Origin of the sequence: Sporosarcina sp. FSL K6-3457, assembly GCF_038007285.1 — a bacterium.
In the GTDB taxonomy this organism is placed as follows: Bacteria; Bacillota; Bacilli; order Bacillales_A; family Planococcaceae; genus Sporosarcina.
Map to the genome: position 1 here is coordinate 4,360,001 of NZ_JBBOWX010000001.1, position 18,426 is coordinate 4,378,426.

Annotated in this window: 16 protein-coding genes, 1 tRNA gene and 1 rRNA gene (1 of these 18 running past the window's edge); 1 reads left to right on the plus strand and 17 read right to left on the minus strand. The window is 44.5% G+C overall.

Annotated features, from left to right (window positions below):
* From N1I80_RS21165 to N1I80_RS21235, 15 genes are all read right to left on the minus strand, one after another.
* Positions 1 to 36, minus strand: a 16S ribosomal RNA gene (locus tag N1I80_RS21165); it reaches 1,520 nt to the left of the window's first position.
* Positions 37 to 519: 483 nt separating this feature from the next.
* Positions 520 to 2,010, minus strand: a complete 1,491-nt coding sequence (lysS, locus tag N1I80_RS21170) for a lysine--tRNA ligase (protein WP_340739787.1) — start codon at positions 2,008 to 2,010, stop codon at positions 520 to 522.
* A gap of 186 nt (positions 2,011 to 2,196) precedes the next feature.
* Positions 2,197 to 2,715: a 2-amino-4-hydroxy-6-hydroxymethyldihydropteridine diphosphokinase gene (gene folK, locus N1I80_RS21175; protein WP_340739788.1), complete on the minus strand. Its 519-nt coding sequence runs from the start codon at positions 2,713 to 2,715 to the stop codon at positions 2,197 to 2,199.
* On the minus strand, positions 2,712 to 3,080 hold the full coding sequence (gene folB / locus N1I80_RS21180; protein WP_340739789.1) for a dihydroneopterin aldolase: 369 nt from the start codon (positions 3,078 to 3,080) through the stop codon (positions 2,712 to 2,714). Before folB ends, folK begins: the two co-directional genes overlap by 4 nt.
* A gap of 7 nt (positions 3,081 to 3,087) precedes the next feature.
* On the minus strand, positions 3,088 to 3,939 hold the full coding sequence (gene folP / locus N1I80_RS21185) for a dihydropteroate synthase (protein WP_340739790.1): 852 nt from the start codon (positions 3,937 to 3,939) through the stop codon (positions 3,088 to 3,090).
* Complete coding sequence (gene pabC / locus N1I80_RS21190; protein ID WP_340739791.1) at positions 3,939 to 4,793, minus strand: aminodeoxychorismate lyase; 855 nt, start codon at positions 4,791 to 4,793, stop codon at positions 3,939 to 3,941. Before pabC ends, folP begins: the two co-directional genes overlap by 1 nt.
* Before the next feature lie 12 nt (positions 4,794 to 4,805).
* Positions 4,806 to 6,215 carry an anthranilate synthase component I family protein gene (locus N1I80_RS21195; protein WP_340739792.1) on the minus strand — a complete coding sequence of 470 codons (1,410 nt, stop codon included), beginning with the start codon at positions 6,213 to 6,215 and terminating at the stop codon, positions 4,806 to 4,808.
* A 128-nt stretch (positions 6,216 to 6,343) separates the two neighbouring features.
* Complete coding sequence (gene cysK, locus N1I80_RS21200) at positions 6,344 to 7,270, minus strand: cysteine synthase A (protein WP_340739793.1); 927 nt, start codon at positions 7,268 to 7,270, stop codon at positions 6,344 to 6,346.
* Positions 7,271 to 7,435: 165 nt separating this feature from the next.
* Positions 7,436 to 8,368, minus strand: a complete 933-nt coding sequence (locus tag N1I80_RS21205; RefSeq protein WP_340739794.1) for a peptidyl-prolyl cis-trans isomerase — start codon at positions 8,366 to 8,368, stop codon at positions 7,436 to 7,438.
* Positions 8,346 to 9,233 carry an Hsp33 family molecular chaperone HslO gene (gene hslO, locus N1I80_RS21210; protein ID WP_340739795.1) on the minus strand — a complete coding sequence of 296 codons (888 nt, stop codon included), beginning with the start codon at positions 9,231 to 9,233 and terminating at the stop codon, positions 8,346 to 8,348. The genes N1I80_RS21205 and hslO overlap by 23 nt, the downstream gene beginning before the upstream one ends.
* A 19-nt stretch (positions 9,234 to 9,252) precedes the next feature.
* Positions 9,253 to 10,017, minus strand: coding sequence for a type III pantothenate kinase (locus N1I80_RS21215; protein ID WP_340739796.1), 765 nt, complete (start codon positions 10,015 to 10,017; stop codon positions 9,253 to 9,255).
* A gap of 141 nt (positions 10,018 to 10,158) precedes the next feature.
* Positions 10,159 to 12,183 (minus strand): ATP-dependent zinc metalloprotease FtsH, encoded by a 2,025-nt coding sequence (gene ftsH / locus N1I80_RS21220; RefSeq protein ID WP_340739797.1) that lies wholly within the window; start codon positions 12,181 to 12,183, stop codon positions 10,159 to 10,161.
* A 109-nt stretch (positions 12,184 to 12,292) separates the two neighbouring features.
* Positions 12,293 to 12,835 carry a hypoxanthine phosphoribosyltransferase gene (gene hpt, locus N1I80_RS21225; protein WP_340739798.1) on the minus strand — a complete coding sequence of 181 codons (543 nt, stop codon included), beginning with the start codon at positions 12,833 to 12,835 and terminating at the stop codon, positions 12,293 to 12,295.
* A 35-nt stretch (positions 12,836 to 12,870) separates the two neighbouring features.
* Positions 12,871 to 14,274, minus strand: coding sequence for a tRNA lysidine(34) synthetase TilS (gene tilS, locus N1I80_RS21230; protein WP_340739799.1), 1,404 nt, complete (start codon positions 14,272 to 14,274; stop codon positions 12,871 to 12,873).
* A gap of 90 nt (positions 14,275 to 14,364) precedes the next feature.
* Complete coding sequence (locus N1I80_RS21235; protein WP_340739800.1) at positions 14,365 to 16,764, minus strand: SpoIIE family protein phosphatase; 2,400 nt, start codon at positions 16,762 to 16,764, stop codon at positions 14,365 to 14,367.
* A 202-nt stretch (positions 16,765 to 16,966) separates the two neighbouring features.
* Between N1I80_RS21235 and N1I80_RS21240 the strand changes: the two genes are divergently transcribed.
* Positions 16,967 to 17,040 (plus strand) — tRNA-Met (locus N1I80_RS21240).
* A gap of 236 nt (positions 17,041 to 17,276) precedes the next feature.
* Here the strand turns inward: N1I80_RS21240 and N1I80_RS21245 are convergent.
* Entirely contained in the window at positions 17,277 to 17,705 is a 429-nt protein-coding gene (locus N1I80_RS21245) for a S1 domain-containing RNA-binding protein (protein WP_203248981.1), read from the minus strand.
* 256 nt (positions 17,706 to 17,961) lie between these two features.
* Positions 17,962 to 18,390: an FtsB family cell division protein gene (locus N1I80_RS21250; protein WP_445683674.1), complete on the minus strand. Its 429-nt coding sequence runs from the start codon at positions 18,388 to 18,390 to the stop codon at positions 17,962 to 17,964.
* Positions 18,391 to 18,426 lie beyond the last annotated feature (36 nt).

The following is an 18,426-nucleotide window of genomic DNA, read 5'->3' on the forward strand; positions in this document are numbered from 1 at the left end:
GCGTTCGTCCTGAGCCAGGATCAAACTCTCCATAATAGAAGAAAATGAATAGCTCATTTCTTGCTGGCATTAAATTAATAATGTCACGTGTGTTTTTGTTCAACCGACGGAAATCGATTTACTAAGAAACGTTTTGCTCGAGTGCATTAAGCACTCTCGCTGTATTTCATTGACGTTTTGCTGTTCAGTTTTCAAGGTTCATGTCGATATTATTTGTTGCCGTTATTTCGTAAGCAACTTTTATATCATATCAAGTTGTACTCTTCATGTCAACAACTAATTTCAATTTCTTTTTCGTTGTTGTTCTCATATCGGAAGTGCAACGTTTTATATCTTAGCATTTCCTTTCATACAAGTCAACAACGATTTTTAACTTCTTTTTACGTTGTTTTAGTATATCGGAAGTGCAACGTTTTCTAATATACCATCTCACCCTTTCGATTGCAACACTTTTTTTCATCGATAAAAAAATCACCATGCAAAGCCTATTTTAACGGCTTTACACGGTGAGTATGCATGTTAGTCTTTCTTACGCATCTGTGGGAATAGCAGAATGTCCCGGATTGATTGTGCATTAGTCAACAGCATCACAAGACGGTCAACCCCGATTCCAAGTCCGCCAGTAGGTGGTAATCCGTACTCCAATGCTTCTATAAAGTCATTGTCCATCTCATGCGCTTCATCATTACCTTGCTCTTTCTCAACCATTTGCGCTTCAAAACGTTGGCGTTGGTCAATTGGATCGTTAAGCTCCGTAAAGGCATTAGCGTGTTCGCGACGAACGATGAATAATTCGAAACGATCTGTAAAGCGACCATCTTCCGGATTTTTCTTCGCAAGTGGTGAGATTTCTACTGGATGCCCAAAGATGAATGTTGGTTGCACAAGTTGTTCTTCAACTTTTTGCTCGAAGAATTCATTCAACACATGGCCGACTTCCATCATTGCCGTTACTTCTACGTTATGCTCTTTAGCTAACGCATGCGCTTCTTCCTTCGACATCTCTTTCCAGAAGTCTACGCCCGTGTATTGCTTGATTGCTTCAACCATATGAAGACGTGTCCAACCTGGCGCCAATTCAATTATATCTTCTCCGTATTGCACTTGTGTTGTACCGAGTACATCTTGTGCGATATGAGCAACCATGTTTTCCGTCAATGCCATGATATCGTTATAATCCGCATAAGCCTCATATAATTCAATCATTGTAAATTCAGGATTATGACGTGTCGAGATTCCTTCATTACGGAATACGCGTCCAATTTCATAGACCTTCTCTAGTCCACCTACAATGAGACGTTTCAAATGCAGCTCAATCGCAATACGCATATACAGTTCCATATCTAGCGCATTATGATGCGTGATGAACGGGCGCGCTGACGCTCCGCCTGCAATCGAATGTAGCATTGGCGTTTCAACTTCAAGGAAGCCTTGTCCATCTAGGTAGCGACGCATCGACTGGATGATTTTGCTTCGTAAGATGAACGTCTCTTTACTACCTTCTGTTGAAATTAAGTCTAAATAACGCTGACGATAACGTTGCTCGACGTCTTTTAACCCATGGAATTTCTCCGGTAACGGACGTAGAGCTTTTGTTAGGAATGTAAATTCTGTTACTTTAATGGAGAGTTCTCCAACTTTCGTTTTAAATACTACTCCAGAAATCCCAATAATATCGCCAAGATCCGCACTATTGAACAGTTCATATGCCTCTTCACCAATCGCATCTTGCCTTACGTAGATTTGAATCTGGCCACCAAGGTCTTGCAAATGCGCAAAGCCCGCTTTCCCTTTTCCACGTTTGGTCATGATACGTCCTGCAATTTTCACTTCATGCGGCGTTTCATCAAGCTCTTCCTTTGAAAGATTTTCATATTTCTCTAGAATTTCATTAGAAAGATGTGTCCGTTCAAATCTTGAGCCGAATGGATCTAATCCACTCTCCCGTATATCTTCCATCTTCTGGCGTCTCACCAGTAACTGATCGTTTAATTCATCCAAATGGGACATTTCTTTCACTCCTTCATCATTTATCCTTTTAATAGTATGCACCTATTGTACACAATTTGCGACACGCCGACACGCTTTACTTATCATATGTAACAAAAAGGACCGCCATAGTACAACGGCAGCCCCTCATTTATTTCAAATAGCACCTACTGCCACGCGATCACGTTCCATATAACGAGAGGCGCTTCATTCCTTTAATTGTAGGAAATACTCGATTCCACTAACCTTCTTCCAAAGCATAACACCGCTATCTTGAACAGCGGATTCTTCTGAATACAGCTTCCCTGTCGCTGGCTGGATAATTGTAGGGGCAATTTCCAGGAGTGGTATGAGAACAAACGCCCGCTCATGCATACGCGGATGCGGTACAACTAAATTCTCCGTTTCAATAGTGTCGGTACCATACAGCAATATGTCGAGGTCAACAGTTCGAGGGCCCCATCTAATCGTCCTCTGCCGACCAAGTTCCCGCTCAACTTGTTGACAAATGGCCAGTAATTCCTGCGCATCCACAACAGTTTCCACACAAACGGCCACATTCAAAAAATCCGCCTGATCTGTATACCCTACAGGCGCCGTTTCATATATAGAAGAAACCGCCACCACTTCCATCCCGCCATGCGAATGAAGTGCCCGCACCGCCTCGACCAAATGATACAATCGATCACCAATATTCGAACCAATCGACAGATACGCTACCGTCATACGAAGCGTCCTCTTGTAATATCAACCGATACCGATGCATAATGACCTGGAATTGGCGGGTCCGGTTTTATCAACACAACACGGACGCCCGTCACTTTAGCCGCGAACTCCTCCATTACGCTAGCCGCAATCTTTTCCGCAACTGCTTCAATCAACTTCACCGGCTCACCTTCCACAATCGCACGACATACATGATAGACTTCCGCATAGTTCACTGTTCTATCCAGATTATCGGTTTTCCCCGCTTCAGCAAGATCCGTCGCAAGCGATACGGTCACACGAAAACGCTGCCCCAATGTATTTTCTTCTGGCAATGCCCCGTGATATCCGTAAAACTCCATTTCGTTCAGATGAATATAATCCATAGTTCTCCTACCCTTCAAATACCGTTTTCCCCGTTAAGACATCCATCATTTTTGCCATCCGCGCGATTTCCTTCACATCGTGAACACGCATAATATGGCAACCATGCTCAATTCCATAACAAACCGTTGCACCCGTACCCTCTAATCGTTCCTCGACAGGCAACTCTAATACATTGCCTATCAATGATTTCCTTGAGGTTCCTAGTAAAACCGGATAACCCATATCAGAAATACGTCGCAACCCTTGCATCGTCCATATATTTTGCATCGTATCTCGCGCAAAACCAATACCAGGATCTAACCAAATATTATCATACGCAACACCCGCCGCAACCGCAATGCAGACACTCTCTTCCAAATCGGCAATGACCGTATCCATGAACGATTCCCCGTACTCCGCTTCGTCACGATTATGCATCAGAATAATAGGTACCTCATATTTCGCCGCAACATCCGCGATAGCCGGTTCTCGTTTCGCTCCCCATATATCATTAATAATTTGCGCACCCGCTTTAATGGCCTCTTCCGCCACGCCTGCTTTATATGTATCAATCGACACCACACAGCCAAATTCCTTCGTAACAGCTTCGATAATCGGCGCCGTCCGTTCAATCTCCTGCGCCAAAGAAACCGGTACATGCCCTGGTCGCGTCGACTCCCCACCAATATCGATAATTTTTGCGCCGTCACGAAGCATTTGTTCCACGTGTTCAAGCGCCGCATCCATATGTCCAAATTTCCCGCCATCCGAAAAGGAATCCGGCGTCACGTTTAAAATACCCATGATCACCGTTTCTTTACGAAAATCCATTTTCGTCTCGCCAAATGTGTACACACCACGCGCTTTCGCCAATTCCATCAACTGTCGCCTTCTTTCATATCCTCTATCGCCCGTCTATATAATTCATGAAGCCTTTGATAATTAACCCCCGAAGCTCCTGGAAGCGAACTATCCTCGATCGTCACTAACGGCACCAGTTCCTGCACAGCATTCGTCACGAATACTTCATCTGCATCTTCTACACACTCTTTACCATAACACCCTTCGTGCACAACAATCCCAGCAGACTCAGCCAATTTCACAACAAAAGCACGCGTCGTCCCCGGCAAAATCCCTGTTTCAATTGCAGGCGTGAACAATTCACTAGCCTTCATCCAAAAGACATTCGACGTAACGCCTTCCGCAACAAATCCTTCATTCGTTACGAAAAGCCCTTCCATATCTTTTAATGAAGGTAACTCCAATCGACCGCGCACGTTATTCAAGAAGTTATGCGATTTATGACGCACCGCACTTTCTGGGAGATTACGTGGCGTGTCCAACCAAACCGCCTTTTTCTCTGCACCACGAACAGCCGGAGCCAACGCTTTTCTGAATAAAATAACATTCGGCGTTGCGTATGATGAAGGGGCTAAACCTATATCGTGGACACCTGCTGAAACGTTGAGACGAAAATAGCCGTCTGTATTTCCTGACTTCTCATCAAGCACTTGAACGACAGCCAAAATTTCGGCGTTTGTATAAGGCATCGCAATTCGGTACTCTGCGAGGGCAGCATGTAACCGCTCCATATGTTCATCAAACAACAATACGTTGCCGTCGTATGTCCGAAACGTTTCAAAAAAACCAGCACCATAAAGAAAACCGTGGTCAAACGGGGAAATTTTCAACTCCTCCGCCTGCATGAATTCACCATTCATCCAACACCACATGCCGCAACCTCCTTAGTTTTCCGCCATCGCTTTTGCCTGCCATAACGCTTTTGCTTTATTCAACGACTCGATATACTCGGCTTCCGGCACTGAATCTGCCACCAAACCAGCACCCGCCTGAATATGTGCAACACCATCTTTAATATAAGCCGTGCGGATTACAATATTCAACTCCATATCGCCATTAAAACCAAGCCAACCAATCGATCCCGTATATAGACCTCTGCGCGTCGGCTCCAATTCTTCGATAATCTCCATTGTCCGTAGCTTCGGTGAACCCGTAATCGAACCACCTGGGAAAACTCCTTTAATGATATCCGCATTCGATATTCCCGCTGCAGCAGTCCCCCGAACATTTGATACTAAATGCATGACGTGTGAATATTTTTCCACAACCATGAACTCATCCGTTTCCACCGTCTCCGGTGCACAAACACGTTCAAAATCTTCCTTTTCCAAATCAACCAGCATAATATGCTCGCCAGTTTCTTTCTCATTCGCTAGTAATTCTGCCTTTAACGCAGCATCCTCACTATCCGTCGCTCCCCGAGGTCTTGTCCCACCTATTGGACGCGTACTTAACTCATCCCCACGTTTTTTCAGCAATAACTCAGGTGAACCTGAAACGACCGCAAATTCCGGTGCACCAATCGACGCCATATAAGGCGATGGGTTGAATGAACGAAGTGCCTCATACATCGCAAGCGGCTGCGCAGCCAATGGTCTTGATTGACGTACAGAAAGATTTACTTGCACAACATCGTTGCTAGCAATATAACTTTGCACATCACGCACCATCTGTTCAAATTTCGGGCCTGTTACAGCTACCGCAAGATCATCAGACGCCGAAGAAATCTCCGTTGCTTTTCCTTGTAGGAAAACCTGCTTCTTCAATCCCTCTGAAGCTGCGGCCAACCATTCACTTTTCAAACTCTCAACATCCAAGTCACGATTCGGGAGTGTCATGAAATAAGCCGTTTCTGTTTGTATATCTAACACTACCCACCGATCAAATAAATAAAAATAGAGATCTGGCGTCTCTAGGTCATCTACCGTATCTACCGGAATCGGTTCATAACGACGCGCATAATCATAACTGATGAAACCCATTACCCCACCTTGAAAATCCGGTAACGCTGGAATTGTATCCATTTCGAAGACCCGCGCAAAATCATTCAACAACTCCAGCGGCTCCCCTTCTCTTACTTCCTCCGTACCATCGCGCCAAACAAGCTGTAATTTATCGCCTTCAAGCGCCTGTAGCGTCACAAGTGGATCAACCCCAGCCATGCATAACGCGCCACTCCGCCCACTTTCAAGGAGCAGATGACGATCAGTATTATGTGCCAATTCTTTATACGCATAGAAAAATTGCTCTTTCGTCATTTCCGCTGTTGTATACACTGGTTGTTGTCCTTGCATTCTTATTCCCCCTGCTAATAATTTGTATCTTCATTTTACCTCGCGAAAGGTATTTTACGCCACTAAGAAAAATGCTGGAGTCTAGACAACAAAAAAGAAGGAGCGACATCGCCCCCTCTCTTTCTCTATTACTCTTCGTCAAATTGATAAAGTGGTGTACTCAAGTAGCGTTCACCATTCGATGGAAGGATCGCAACAACTTTCTTCCCTTTACCAAGCTTTTTCGCCGCTTGCAGTGCTACAAAGATGGCCGCCCCAGATGAAACCCCACCTAGAATCCCTTCTTCGCGTGCTGCACGTCTTGCTGTATCATATGCCTCATCGTTTGTTACTAAAGCAATTTCATCATAGACTTTCGTATCTAACACCTCTGGAACAAATCCTGCGCCAATCCCTTGAATTTTATGCGGTCCAGGTTTACCACCAGAAAGGATAGGTGAGTCCGTCGGTTCAACTGCAATAATCTTGACGTCAGGGAAACGCTCTTTCAAGACGCCACCAGCTCCTGTAATCGTACCACCTGTTCCAATACCAGAAACAAATGCATCCACGCGATCTAGCGCATCTGCAATTTCAGGACCTGTTGTCAAACGATGAATTTCAGGATTGGCCGCATTATTAAATTGCTGCGGTACGTACCAGCCATTTTCCTTCGCTAATTCGTCTGCTTTGGCAATAGCACCTTTCATACCTTCAGCACCCGGTGTCAAAATAAGATCCGCACCGTATGCACGCAATAGATTACGACGTTCTGTACTCATCGTATCCGGCATCACCAGTACAGCTTTATATCCTTTAGCAGCAGCGATCATTGCAAGACCAATTCCCGTGTTACCACTCGTCGGCTCAATAATCGTACTTCCCTCTTTAAGTTCTCCAGACTTTTCAGCCGCTTCAATCATCGCTAGCGCAATTCGGTCTTTCACGCTAGAACCTGGATTGAAGTATTCAAGCTTCAAATAGACTTCCGCATCTTCCGGTCCAACCAATCTATTCAATTTAACAAGAGGTGTCTTTCCAACCAAGTCTGCAACAGAGTTTCCAACTAACGTCATCCTTATCCTCTCCCAATCCCTACTATTTTGATATGCTTTGTTTAATTAATAATACTACCATCTTCTATCCATTGTCAAATGATTCTTTATTTTTATTTCATAAGCATCCTTAGCTACAAAAAACTGTCCAGACTCCCTATCAATATCGGATTCTGAACAGCACTATTATTTACCGTAAAACCATTTTGCATCGAAATCATCCCAAAATGCTTCTGGGCTTACCGACTGCGGGAGCTGCTCAAGGGCAAGTTCACGCTTAATATGGTCTTTTACATCATCCAATTTAAACGTCTGACCCTCTACAACTTCACTGACATGAATAATTGCATACGTTCCATCACTCAAAGCAACGACTTCACTTGTCGAATCCGGTTTCATATCAATCGCAACCTCTACAATATTTTTGTCTATTGCATCCGTCGACATATTGATATAACCAATGTCTCCACCAAGACTAGCAGAAGCAAGATCCGTTGAACGCTCTTTAGCCAAAACATCGAAACTCGAACCTTTCGATAGCTCATCCACCGCCTGTTCCGCCTCATCTTTCGTCGCAACAACGATAATAGCCGTTCGATAAGCAGTCGAAATATTATAAAGAGAAGTATTTTCCTCATAATGCTCGTCAATCGCATCATCTTCAACAACGATATCTTTCGTTAGCACTTTTTCAAGAATTAAATTTGAACGGATTTTTTGGCGCATTTTCTCTATATCCAAGCCAGTATATGAGCGTCCATCCACCGAACGAATCAGCGCAACTTCAAGATCAATCTCCTGATCGGAGACATCAATCGCGTATTGTTTCGCAGCAGCCTCCATCACCTTGCCATTTACAAGTTCCAGAAGAGTTTCACGCCCAATTTCCGCTTCCATCGCAGTCATCCATTGCTCTCTCGTGATCGGCTCGCCAGCAACCGACGCCACTTCTTCACCTGTTTGCTTCGGCTTCTTGTCTGCATCCGGTATCAGCCAGCCAATGAACCATAAAACATTAAAAGCAAAAAGGATGGCTATTAACAGAAGAAGTGGTTTCGTTTTTAGTTTGCGCTTTTGCGAACTTGCCGGTCTCGCTTCAAGATTCCGACCGTATTTCACGGATAAAACCTTCCAATTCTTCCTTTGGATATTCATATGTCTCTAGACAGAAATGGCAGTGCGCCTCCGCTTTTCCATCCTCATCAATCATCGCTTGAATTTCCTGCTCTCCTAGACCGATTATCGCGTTACCAAATCGTTCTCTCGAGCAATTACATGTAAACGTAACATCCATTCGATCCAGTATTTCCACATTTTCTGCACCGAGTACTTCACCAAGAATCTCTTCCGGCGTCAAACCACGGTCGATTAATTTTGAAATCGGCTCGACATTGGCAATGCGTTCTTCTAATTTCCCAATCGTTTCATCTGTTGCTCCCGGCATTACTTGGATGATAAATCCTCCAGCCGCCTTTGCCGTATTGTCTGGATTCACAAGAACGCCAAGTCCAACAGCAGAAGGCACCTGTTCCGAAACAACAAAGTACTCTGTAAAGTCTTCAGCAATTTCACCAGAGACTATTGGAACTTGCCCGGTAAAAAAATCCCGTAAACCAAGATCCTTAACAATCGTTAGCAAACCATCCGTTCCAACCGCACGTCTCACATCAAGTTTCCCTTGGTCATTCAAATCGAAATGCGTTTGCGGATTCGTCGCATACCCACGAACTTCACCATGTGCATTTGCATCGATAATCATCGAACCAATCGGCCCACCGCCATCGATTTTAATCGTTAGTTTGTCTTCACCTTTTACCATAGCACCCATCATCACAGCTGCAGTCATTGATCGCCCCAAAGCAGCCGTTGCTGTCGGCCACATTGCATGACGACGTTGTACTTCAGCAACCGCCTCCGTCGAACGGACTGCATACGCCCGAATTGTCCCGTCAAATGCTAATGCTTTTACTAAATAATCCTTCATTATAGACCCTCGACTCCTTTTACATGTTTCTTTCATAAATTATATGAAGCCCTTTTAACGTCAGGAAGTTATCGACGACATCAATAACGGTTGTTTCACTCGCAATTAAATCTGCAAGACCTCCAGTAGCAATCACCATCGGCTCTCCCTTACTTTGCGCTTTCATACGGGCAACTATCCCCTCGACTTGTCCAACATAGCCATAGACAATTCCCGCTTGCATAGCTGCTACTGTATTTTTCCCCACAACATGATCCGGCTTCGTCAGTTCAATACGCGGTAATTTAGATGCCCGGTCAAATAAGGCCTCCATCGAAATCCCAATACCAGGCGCAATCGCTCCACCCATATACTCGCCCTTTTCGTTAACATAACAGTAGGTCGTCGCTGTTCCAAAATCGACAATGATGAGCGGATCGCCATATTCATGGATAGCCGCAACAGCATTAACGATACGATCGGCACCCACTTCACGCGGATTTTCGTACTTAATATTCAAGCCCGTTTTCACACCTGGACCCACAATCAACGGTTTCTGATTAAAATACTTTCTACACATCTGTTCCAGCGGAAACATAACCGGCGGCACAACCGACGAAATGATAATGCCTGTCACATCCCCAAAAGTGATGCCAACGTGAGTAAACAGCGATTTAACCGCCATCGCATATTCGTCTTCTGTCCGATGTCTGTACGTTTCCATACGCCAATGATGTTTAAGTTGCCCTTGCTCATAGACCCCAAGGACAATATTGGTATTCCCAGTATCCAACACTAAAATCATAATGGTTTCCTCGCTAACTTCGATGTTTTCCAACACATCATACCACAGACCGTTAGATGAACAAAAGCGCAGGGCGCCCGGAGTCTAGACGAGAAAAAAGCTGACTGCTTCATAATGAAGCAATCAGCTTTTATTCAACATTTAATCTTGACGTTTTTCATCAAGCGGCTTAAGCAATTCTACTGGTTCAGACTCTTTCGTCAAGTCGCCAATAGATGGATCTTTAGGCGCGCCAGTTACATCAGCAACCACTACATCCTCTTCTTTTTTAGAAATATCTACAGCTTTAGCACCTTCATCTAAATTATCCAAGCCATAGCGGCCATACGGACGATCAGGTAATGTACCATGCTCTTTTAGATGAGTAATTTGTTCTGCGTCAAGTGTTTCAACTTCAAGAAGTGTCGTTGCGATCAAATCAAGCAACTCACGGTTCTCCGTAAGAATCTCTTTTGTACGTGCATATTGTTCTTTAATAATACGTTGCATTTCTTGGTCAATTTCATAGGCAATCGACTCAGAATAATTTTGTTCAGAGTTAAAGTCACGTCCAAGGAATACTTGCCCTTGAGACTGACCGAATTGCATCGGCCCAAGCTTATCACTCATCCCGTATTCTGTAACCATCGAGCGCGCGATACCTGTTGCACGCTGGAAATCATTGTGAGCTCCCGTAGAAACTTCACCAAGAACGATTTCTTCAGCTACACGACCACCAAGAAGTCCTGAAATCTTATCCAAAAGTTCTGGCTTAGTCATGAAGTAACGATCCTCTTTCGGAAGCATAACTGCGTAACCGCCTGCCTGCCCACGTGGAACGATGGTTACTTTATGAACGATTTCCGCATCGTCAAGCATAAGCCCAACAACAACGTGACCCGCTTCATGGAACGCAACGATATTGCGTTCTTTTTTCGAAATGACACGGCTCGTCTTCGCAGGACCTGCAATAACACGATCTGTTGCCTCGTCGATATCTGACATGTCAATTTTCAATTTACTACGTCTCGCCGCAACAAGCGCTGCTTCGTTTAGCAAGTTTTCAAGATCCGCACCAGAAAATCCTGGTGTACGTTGTGCAAGTGCCTTCAAGTTAACAGTGTCATCAAGCGGCTTGTTACGCGCATGCACTTGTAATACAGCTTCTCTTCCTTTAACATCCGGACGACCAACTGTAATTTGACGGTCAAAACGCCCTGGACGAAGAAGTGCTGGGTCAAGGATATCTGGACGGTTTGTCGCCGCCACAATGATAATGCCTTCATTTTCACCAAAACCATCCATTTCAACAAGGAGTTGGTTCAACGTTTGTTCACGCTCATCGTGTCCACCGCCAAGACCAGCACCACGTTGGCGACCGACCGCGTCGATTTCATCGATGAAAATAATACATGGTGCATTCTTTTTCGCATTTTCGAATAGGTCACGTACACGGGATGCCCCGACACCTACGAACATTTCTACGAAGTCAGAACCTGAGATGGAGAAGAATGGTACACCCGCTTCACCTGCAACTGCACGTGCTAGCAATGTTTTACCCGTACCTGGAGGACCTACTAGTAGAATCCCTTTCGGAATACGTGCGCCAACTTCAACGAATTTACGTGAATCTTTTAGGAAGTCAACAACTTCCACAAGCTCCGCCTTTTCTTCGTCTGCTCCGGCCACATCTGTAAACCGAACTTTTTTCTTGTCATCCGTATGCAGCTTCGCCTTACTTTTACCGAAATTCATGACACGGCCACCGCCGCCACCTTGTGCTTGATTCAACAAGAAGAAGAACAAGATAAAGATGATGATGAACGGCACAAGCCCTGTAAAGAAGGATACCCATGCGCTCGTTGCAGGTGCTGGCAAAATTTCAATTTCTGTTTTGGTTTCTCCGGCAAGCGATTGGATTTTCTCCTGAATACCATTGCCGTTTAAAGTGTTTGTGATGAAGGTTTCGCCCTTCTCATAACCTTCCATTTCACCTTTAACTTGAAGAACAAGTTGAACTGGTTGCAAAGTTAATGACCTTACTTCACCTTTTTCCAACGCTGTAATTAATTCATCGTACCGAATTTCTTGCGTATTCGGATTTGTTTTGTTTAGTGAACTGAATATCCCCATAATTGCTAGGAAAATTAGTCCGTATAATAGAAAGTATCGAAGTATTCGATTCATCCCAAGCCTCCTCATTTCATTCAAACAGAAAACTAGTGTAAATCTTATCATAGGTCTGATTCAACCTACAAAGAAAATGCCTTATTCGGGAGATAGTTTCTCGGAAAGCTTAAAAAGAATAGATTTCCTTTTTCAACACGCCAATGTAAGGTAAGTTTCTGTATTTTTCTGCATAATCAAGCCCGTACCCAACAACGAAAGCGTCCGGCACAATAAAGCCAACATAGTCCGCTTTTAAATCTACTTTTCGACCTGTCGGCTTATCCAATAGCGTAACAATTTTAATGGAGTTTGCTTTTCTATATTTCATCAGTTCGACGAGGTAACTTAATGTTTTCCCACTGTCAATAATATCCTCAATGATGAGCACATCGCGCCCTTCGACACTCGTGTTCAAATCCTTGACGATTTTCACTTCACCCGATGATACTGTTGCATTGCCATAACTTGATACATCCATAAAATCAAGTTCAATATATGCGTCAACGCGTTTAATAAGATCGCTCATGAAAGGAAGCGCTCCTTTTAGTACACCAATGGCAAGTGGAAATTTGTCTTGATATTCCTCCGTCAAAACAGCACCAAGCTCATGGATTTTTTCTTCAATCTGTTGTTCTGTAATTAGCACTTCTTCGATATCTTTCTCTAACATCGAAATTCCTCCTTATTCATCTTCAGCCAAGTCGATTAACACTTTCTTGTAAGAACTATGTAATGACTCTGCTCTGTCTTGTTACGTGAAAACGCTACGCCATAACGCAATCCTGGAACGGCACAAATCTCTCCTCGCGCTGTGACAATTAGCGGTAATCGATCACGTTCAGCGAAGTCCACCTTGCCGTCGATAAACAATCTCGACAAACGTTTCGGATGGTCCATCCCTGCTAACAAGATTCGATCCCCATCTTCCCTTCCTTTGATATATAAAGGGAAATCAGTATCAGGCAGATCAAAATACATTATGTCGTCTACACCCATGAACAATTCCAGATTGGAATCATCCACCTCGGTCCAATAAAGCTCTACATCATTTCCCCAACGAGTCCAGCTACCTTTTGGAAACACTTTCCGAATAGCCGTTTCTTCAAATTGTGTATCTCGAACAAACGTCAGCTTACTGTACGCCCTCATGAATCGATAACCACGTGGAAGGTCGATGAACACATTGCCATTCTGCGATGTAACGTGGTGTAATAGCTGGCTAATTAGCGCGGAATTGTATTCTACGGGTATACTTTCCCCATCGTAAAGATACTTCAATAGTAGTGTAATCACCCGCCTTTGTAAAGCCAGGTGCATATCAGAAAAAGCACCACTGTCAATAGCAGGGAGTCCTTCTGCTGTGAATTCGACGATTCTTTCAAACTGCTCTATCGCTAACATTTCAAGTAGATCATCGTCCTGCTGAAGCCAACCCGCCATTTTCACTACATTTTTGGCGGCGGCTGGGGTTTCAGTTAGCATAAAAGGGACAATATGATGACGGTAACGGTTGCGCATATAGGCATCACTTTCATTACTCGGATCTTCGCGGAATTGTAATTCATATTCCTTAACGTACGAGTAAAGCTCCGCCTTCATGACAGGCAGGAACGGACGAACAACAACGCCACCCGCCACTTCACGCTTCACAGGCATACCGGACGGTTGTCCACCTTTCGCCACTTGCATCAATACGGTTTCTAATTGATCTTCGGCATGATGTGCAGTGACAAGGACATTGTATCTGTGGTATTGCATAATCTCCGTAAATAATGCGTATCTCCCAGCTCGGCATACTGCCTGTACATTGCCACCGTTTTGTTCAATCATGTCAGGAACTGGGACACTGCCACCGAAAAAAGGAATGCCATATGTTGCACATACCCCTTCAACAAAAGCACCATCTGCTGCCGACTCTTCTCCCCGCAACATATGATCGACATGAATAGCGGCAACTTCAATCTCCATCCTATCCCGATGTGAAGCCAGAAAATGTAACAACGCTACTGAATCAACGCCGCCAGAACATGCAACAAGCACACGGTCTCCATGTGTAATCAGTGACCAGTCCTTGATAAATCGGAAAATCGACTGTCTAAATGTATCCATCTGCAAAAGCTCCTCATTTATTACCTTCTCTAAATTTTAACGATAGGACACCCTCACCTCAAGTAATTCGAAATGAGGGCATACTTTTTTCTATGAAATAATTCGCGAATAAGGTGTGAAGCTAGACCACTCTGGAAGAACGTGGTCGATTTTCATAACCAACACCGTTCGATCATCCGCCACCGCGCCAAACTTGCGCTCCATTTCACTCACAATACGATCTGCAATTTTGTCGCAGTCGTCTTCCCCGTATTTATCTAGCGCGCCATATAAAACTTTCTCTTGTGTCTCGAGCGCAATCTCACCATTAAACATGCCATCTGTCATCATCAAAATAATATCTCCTGCTTTCAGCTGCTCATTTTTGGCCTCAACAGAAAGGGAAGGCAGAAACCCAACAGGCACAGACTCGCTATCCAATCTTAAAAAGTCCTCCCCTCGCTTAATATACGTACTCATTGAACCTGCTTTCCACGACCATAGCCGACCATCCTGCAAATCAATCAAAGCCAAGTCAAGCGTTGCGTACATATCATCAAGCCCGTTCAACGACATCATATAGTGAAGCGTATGCATCGCTGTTTCCGGATCCATTTTACGATCCAAGCACTCCCGCATCAGACGAATTACCTTGCGACTCTCACGATACGCATTCAAGTCTTGCCCCATTCCATCCGACAGCAATACCGCCGTGAGCCCATCATGAATAGGAAATACTTCATAGGCATCTCCTGCTTGGAACGACTCACTTCCTGCCGTTGCAACAATCCCATAATCGAGTGAAAAACGGACTGCCGAACCGAATGTCAGCTGAATATGTGGGAATGGCTGCTGTTGCACGACCGATTTCGCGACTTGAAACGGCTCCTCATACATCTCTTCGAGAACTGGGAGAATGAGCCGTTCTGCCACAGTCGTATCCGTTTCAAAATCAGACCTTTTCTCTGGAATGCAACAGACAATTCGGCGCGCCCCCCGTTCATCCGATAAAATATCAATTTGAAAATACTCAATAGCTTTCTCTTGAAGTCGTTTGGCAATCTCATCTTCAGCAGGCTTGTAAACAGACAAATCCTCTTTTACTTCATTCATAATTTTATCTAGATGCGTACTCATATCTCTTAGCTGAAGAGCGAGCATTTTCCGTCCATGCTGAAGCTGCCCTGTTAATAAACGAGTCGTCGCTTGCTCCTCAAGCTCTGTCACAAGCCCGTTGAACCGGATACACTTGTATTTAATCTTGTCCTCAACACGGTGGCGCGAAGCTTTTTTTGTCATGGAGTAAGTGGATTCCCATTCAAAAAGAAGCCTAGCCATATCATCATCCTGCGCTTCCCAACATTTTGAATAACGGAAACAAGAGGCACAAGTCTTCGGAATCGCTTGCGGAATAGGTTCTTCTTGATTTCCACGGGAAGAACCCCGTCCACCAACAAGTGTCGACATGAATTCGGAGAACTGTTGAAAATCGGATAATTGCTCATCCAAACGCTCCGCCAACCATTTTTGACGTTTTTCTGTAGACTCCTGATTATCTGGATAAAAAACAGTGCGAATCGGCTCAAGCTTACTAGATGGGATTACTAAGAAAAGAACAGTCGCAATGCCGATTGTCACAAAATGCGAGCTATCCAATGGTAATGTTAAATCATAAAGAAGGAAAAATAGTGAGACAGAGCCCCCGCCGACTACAATTCCTACTTTTCCAAAGCGGCTTAGTACACCAGCAAAAAAGCCCGTCATCCCATATACAGCCATCATGCCAGTGAACGATAACTCTGCTATTCCTATAATCGCAGCGATAATCATCGCAATCGTTGTTGAAAATGGCAATCCGCCGACTAATGCTGCCAGCAAGATGGTGAGATGAATGAGTGTTCCAGCAACCGATACATGCCCCAGCATGATGCCACTCATTCCTGTTGTCGCCATCGCTCCAACCAAACAAGCAGCAGCTAGTCGTTCAGGTGTCCATTTGCCAAAAAAAATCCGGTCTACAGGTGGAAATGCAATAAACAGAAAAAATGTCATGATCAATGCAAGTATCGCTTCAAAGCCGATAGATAATTGCACATTCACAGGCGGTGATCCCGCATACATGACAAACTGCCACAACACTTGTACAACGATGAGACAACCAGCCACTGTCAACGGCACCGATTTTCGGACGAACGGAAACCTAACAACCGCATTGAATAAAGCAATGAGTAGTAGGTGGATAACAGCTTGTCCAATTCCTAGAAACACACTGCCTAACATCCCTCCAACGAACACCCACACGAGATATTTTCTAAAGCGTGCACGTGCTAGCGCCCAAACCGGCAAGAAAAATGGGACAGCCGTACCGAATAACACAGCTTGCGACAAGAAAAAGGAGCCCAACAAAAATAGGGTTGCAACGAGTATGTGTATCTTTTGCTTACCGATCATCCCAACATACATACGAATTGGCTGACCAACTGGACGTGTCACGCTGTCTATCAGTTTCATTTCCCATTCCCCCTATGTCTACTATGCTCCCAGTATACATAGGGGAATGGCAGGAAATTGTCTGTTCATGACGACAAGAAAACAAAATGTTTCGACTCATTACGGACTATTTTTCTTTTTTCCAACGATGGGTTGACACCATGAAAGTTCGCATGTAATATGAGTATTGTTGTTCTGAGAAATAGAAACAACATATTACCACGGCGGCGTAGCTCAGCTGGCTAGAGCGTACGGTTCATACCCGTAAGGTCGGGGGTTCGATCCCCTCTGCCGCCATTAATGAAAAGCGGAGGGCGCCGTCTAGACGCGACAAGCGCTGGAGATCTTTCCGATAAAGGCGCTCTTTGCCTTTATCAGAAAGATTGAAGCGACTCGAGCGGCTGGCGCCCGGAGCTAGACACTAGCTTGCCAAACTACTCACCTAAAAAAGCGACGTACAAAGGGAATATCCCTCTGTACGTCGCTTTTTCTATCTATCGTACATTTTTTCTTGAATTGAAACAGCTAGCAAGTTATCCTCTTCTTGCGCCGCGGCCACCGCGTTTCGATTCTGTCGCTCTCTTCAAAGTCGAGAGACGTTCTTCACTATCTTTCATGAACTTCGCCATTTTTGTTTCAAAATTCTCTGGGCGATCCACTGGGCTAGGACGACCACCTTGGCGAGGACGTTGAGGGCGCTGTGGACGTTCCGGACGTTGCTCAGACTCAGGCTTCGCTTTACGAATCGACAAGCCAATTTTGCCGTCTGTTCCGACATTCATCACTTTCACTTCAACCATGTCGCCTACTTTTAAATGTTCGTTAATGTCTTTGACATAGTTGTCTGCCACTTCACTAATGTGGACAAGACCTGTCGCACCCGTCGGTAGCTCAACAAATGCTCCGAAGTTTGTGATCCCTGTTATTTTACCCTGTAACTTGCTGCCTACTTCAATTGACATAAAAAAAATGCTCCTCCTTAGAATTTAAGCGGGCCCCTTTTCAGAAGCCTTGCAACCGTATTAATGATCCTGTCAATTACGCCTCGGTGTAATTGCGTCGGGATTTTTAATTGTGCTCGCACAATTAACTCCCCTAAAAAATCCCTGACATCCGCCGGAGGCTTAACTTGAATTAGCAAGGGGTTGCTGCTAATTCAAGTTAAAATACAAGATCCCTACTCTCATTATAGCCAACAAAAAAAGAGTGTCAATAAGACTACTCTTTTCCGTCGTCTTTTTTATCGATTTTCTTCTTATTTTCCGGGACCGAGAAAATAATTTCGTTGTTTTCAGACAAAAAATATTCTTTCCGCGCAAGTTTTGCGATATAGTCGTCGTCATCCAATTTGGCAAGCTGTCTTTTCAACATCTCTTGCTCCTCCTGCACGACCTCAAGCTGAGATAGCATTTCCACTTGCTGCTGTTCCTTCGCCGCCAACACTTGCTTCTGTTTGATCAACATCTGTGTTAAACCGCCAAAGGTAATGGCTACAATCACCGCAAACACTGTCAGTCTCCGATACAACTTCACCTTCCGTGCATTCTTGCGGTTTGCCTTCTTTTGCTGGGAACGGACATATTCAGTTTGAATTGTTGCAACCGTTGCCGGCGACTTTCTCTGCTGCTTTTGTTCCAAGTCCCGCACTTCCTCTCTTCACGCCACTATTCGTTAATCTATAAA

What these genes read in the sequence shown, in the direction of transcription:
- N1I80_RS21245 (WP_203248981.1), bottom strand. Translation starts at nt 17,705, where the DNA reads ATGTCAATTGAAGTAGGCAGCAAGTTACAGGGTAAAATAACAGGGATC.
- folP (WP_340739790.1), bottom strand. Translation starts at nt 3,939, where the DNA reads ATGGAATTGGCGAAAGCGCGTGGTGTGTACACATTTGGCGAGACGAAA.
- folK (WP_340739788.1), bottom strand. Translation starts at nt 2,715, where the DNA reads ATGACGGTAGCGTATCTGTCGATTGGTTCGAATATTGGTGATCGATTG.
- lysS (WP_340739787.1), bottom strand. Translation starts at nt 2,010, where the DNA reads ATGTCCCATTTGGATGAATTAAACGATCAGTTACTGGTGAGACGCCAG.
- N1I80_RS21215 (WP_340739796.1), bottom strand. Translation starts at nt 10,017, where the DNA reads ATGATTTTAGTGTTGGATACTGGGAATACCAATATTGTCCTTGGGGTC.
- cysK (WP_340739793.1), bottom strand. Translation starts at nt 7,270, where the DNA reads ATGACGTTAGTTGGAAACTCTGTTGCAGACTTGGTTGGAAAGACACCT.
- N1I80_RS21235 (WP_340739800.1), bottom strand. Translation starts at nt 16,764, where the DNA reads ATGAAACTGATAGACAGCGTGACACGTCCAGTTGGTCAGCCAATTCGT.
- hslO (WP_340739795.1), bottom strand. Translation starts at nt 9,233, where the DNA reads ATGAAGGATTATTTAGTAAAAGCATTAGCATTTGACGGGACAATTCGG.
- hpt (WP_340739798.1), bottom strand. Translation starts at nt 12,835, where the DNA reads ATGTTAGAGAAAGATATCGAAGAAGTGCTAATTACAGAACAACAGATT.
- ftsH (WP_340739797.1), bottom strand. Translation starts at nt 12,183, where the DNA reads ATGAATCGAATACTTCGATACTTTCTATTATACGGACTAATTTTCCTA.
- tilS (WP_340739799.1), bottom strand. Translation starts at nt 14,274, where the DNA reads ATGGATACATTTAGACAGTCGATTTTCCGATTTATCAAGGACTGGTCA.
- folB (WP_340739789.1), bottom strand. Translation starts at nt 3,080, where the DNA reads ATGGATTATATTCATCTGAACGAAATGGAGTTTTACGGATATCACGGG.
- N1I80_RS21195 (WP_340739792.1), bottom strand. Translation starts at nt 6,215, where the DNA reads ATGCAAGGACAACAACCAGTGTATACAACAGCGGAAATGACGAAAGAG.
- pabC (WP_340739791.1), bottom strand. Translation starts at nt 4,793, where the DNA reads ATGTGGTGTTGGATGAATGGTGAATTCATGCAGGCGGAGGAGTTGAAA.